At 68.2% G+C, this 2,746-nt stretch carries 3 protein-coding genes; 1 reads left to right on the top strand and 2 read right to left on the bottom strand.

What is annotated here, in order from left to right:
- Positions 1 to 161: 161 nt before the first annotated feature.
- Positions 162 to 878 carry an SDR family oxidoreductase gene (locus VEY12_05485; protein ID HYM39581.1) on the bottom strand — a complete coding sequence of 239 codons (717 nt, stop codon included), beginning with the start codon at positions 876 to 878 and terminating at the stop codon, positions 162 to 164.
- An 86-nt stretch (positions 879 to 964) separates the two neighbouring features.
- Between VEY12_05485 and VEY12_05480 the strand changes: the two genes are divergently transcribed.
- Positions 965 to 1,975 carry a 2-dehydropantoate 2-reductase gene (locus VEY12_05480; GenBank protein HYM39580.1) on the top strand — a complete coding sequence of 337 codons (1,011 nt, stop codon included), beginning with the start codon at positions 965 to 967 and terminating at the stop codon, positions 1,973 to 1,975.
- Positions 1,976 to 1,997: 22 nt separating this feature from the next.
- On the opposite strand, the gene VEY12_05475 is transcribed toward VEY12_05480, so the two are convergent.
- Positions 1,998 to 2,746: trimethylamine methyltransferase family protein (locus tag VEY12_05475; GenBank protein ID HYM39579.1), on the bottom strand; the 749-nt coding region annotated here is incomplete at its 5' end.

Genomic DNA, 2,746 nt, shown 5'->3' with positions numbered 1-2,746 from the left:
CCTCGGGGTCGTGCTCGCGGTCGCGGCGATCGCTGGCGTGTCCGTCCTCGTGCTCCGCTCTCGCCACTGAACCGGGGTTTGTCCACCTGGCCGCGGACTGGACCTCTGCGGCCTCCTTCTTCTCTCTCTAGGCCCCGGAGGCGTCCTGGAGTCGGTCGGGGTCAGCTACGGTCGCGCACCTGGACCACGATCTCCTTGACGTCCGAGTTAGGCCCTTGGTCCACGACGAACTCCACAGCCCGCGCGACGTCATCGGGTGTGAGGGCCCACTCCGCCTCGGGGAGGTTCATGTCCTCCTTCCGACCGCCAAACTCGGAGATCACGTAACCGGGGGCAAGGTAGGCGACCTTGATCCCGTGCGGATAGAGCTCCTCGCGCCAGCATTCGTTCATCCCCCGCAACGCCCATTTGGTCCCGATGTAGGCAGTTCCCCGCGCGCTGCCCACGAGACCGACCACGGAACCGATGTTGACAATTTGCCCCGACTTCTGCCTCTTCATGATCGGGACCGCAGCCTTCGTGAACAGGAATGGCGCGACCACGTTGGTCTCGAACTGCTCGCGGAGCGAGGCTTCGGAGAGATCCTCCACGGGCGCATACTTCCCGATGCCCGCGTTGTTCACGAGGACATCGAGGCGCTTCCAGTTTTCCATCACCGATTCGACGACGGTCTTCGCGAGCTTCGCGTCGCGCACGTCGCCCGGGATTGCCATCGCCTCGCCGCCACGCGCCTCGACAACCTTGGCGGCCTCGGCAAGCCTCTCTTTGCGGCGCGCGACGAGGGCGATTCGCATGCCCTTGGCGCCGAGACGCAGGGCAACGGCTCGCCCGATTCCGCTCGACGCTCCGGTGACAATCGCCGTCCGTTCCTCCGTCATCGACCATCCGAAATCGTTTCCGGCTTAAGGTCTCATGGGCGGGCGAGGCGAAAGAGGTAAGGGGCACCGAAAGTCTGGCGGTGGGGATGCACATCGCCGTGTTGGGCGCAGGTGCCATCGGAGGCTCCGTCGGCGCCCTGCTCGCGGAAAACGGCCACGACGTGACTCTCGTTGGCAGGTCCGACCAGGTGCGGGCCATCCGAGAGTCCGGACTCCAGCTGGAAGGATCCCTGGGTGCCTTCACGGCCAAGGTGCGCGCGGCAACGACCCTGGACGGAATCCCGGATCTCGCCCTTCTGGCGGTCAAGACCCAGGACGTCGAGGCCACGGTCCGGTCCTCCGAAAGTCTGTTGCACGATGTCCCGCTCGTGACCCTTCAGAATGGGGTGCGGAGCGACGAGATCGTGGCCCGCATCCTTCCGCCGAACAAGCTCCTGAGCGCGGTGGTCATGGTGACCGCCACGTACCTGGTGCCCGGTCACGTGACGTTGGTCGATCGCGGCCACTTGGTCCTGGGGCGTCCCCGGGGTCCGCGGGACACACTGAGCGAGGAGATTGCCGGAGTCCTGAATCCCGCGGTGCCGACGTACCTCTCGGACAACCTCATCGGCGCGCACTGGGTCAAGCTCATCATGAACCTGAACAACGCGCTCCCCGCACTCTCGAATCGCGCCCTCCGGGAGGTATCCGACGATCCCCTTCTGCGAGAGCTCGCCGTGCGGCTCATGCGGGAGGGGGTGCGCGTGGCCGAGCGAGGCGGAGTCGTGCTGGAGCCTCTGGGCGGGGTCTCCCTCCGCACGGTCCGGCTCCTGACGCGTCTCCCCGTCTCCTGGGCCGCAGGCATGTTCGGCGCCCGGGCGGGCCGCGTTGGCGGCGGGTGGCCCGTCCTCGGGTCCACGCTCCAGAGCGTGCGCCGCGGTCGGCCCACGGAAGTCGACTATCTCAACGGCGAGGTCGTGGCCCAGGGTGCGCGGCTCGGGATCCCGACCCCGTTCAACGCCAAGGTCGTCGAGCTCGTCCACGAGGTCGAACGGACGGGTCGGTTCCCCACGCCGGAACGGCTCCGCGACGAGTTCACCGCCATCCGCGGGAGATGACCCACCGCACCGGGCGCACCGCCTACGGGACCCGAGGAGACCCCGCGATCCGCTCGATTTCCTTCGTCACGTCCGCGGCCAGGGGTTCGGGTTCGTGGCTCGCGAGGATCTGCCGGACGCGGCTGCGGGCGCGGTCCCGCACGCGCTCCTCGTTGGGGTGGCCTTCCACGAACCCCTCCCGGAGGAGAAGCTGGGAGGACCACAGGGCCTCGCGGAAGTGGAGCAGGGTGTGCCTCTCCTTCAGGTAGTTGCCGCCGGGGCCGAGGCGCTTCAGGAGGTCGAGATGGATGGCCTCGGGCGTCACGGGGAAGGGTCGCAGGACGCGCTGGATGTAGTCGACGATCTCCGTGTCGAGGACGAGCTGCTCGAGGCTCATCGTGTTGTCCGTGTCGAGCCCGCCGATCCCGGAGACCGTGTCGGGTCCCGCGAGGAGGGAGGCCATCCCGGTCCCCATCTTCTCGATGCCCGCCTGGAAGCCGGGGGTGTCCGCATCGCACCCCAGGGACGCAACCAGGGAAGGGAGTCCGTAGTGGCGGGCGAGCTCGGTCCCTGCGGCGCTCAAGACCGCCATCTCCGGCGACCCGGCCCCGAAGGACCCGCTTCGCATGTCGATGGGCCCCGAGGCGATGCTCCAGAAGACGGGGGCGCCCGGATGGCTCACCTGGGAGACGACCACGGAGGCGAGGATCTCCGCGTTGCTCACGACCTGGGCGCTTGCCAGGTCGACGGGGCTGCCCCCGCCCAGGAGGACCATGGACATCGGGGCCACGG

The sequence above is a fragment of the Thermoplasmata archaeon genome, from assembly GCA_035632695.1.
Lineage (GTDB): Archaea > Thermoplasmatota > Thermoplasmata > RBG-16-68-12 > RBG-16-68-12 > RBG-16-68-12.
This window is presented reverse-complemented; position numbering and strand designations above follow the sequence as displayed.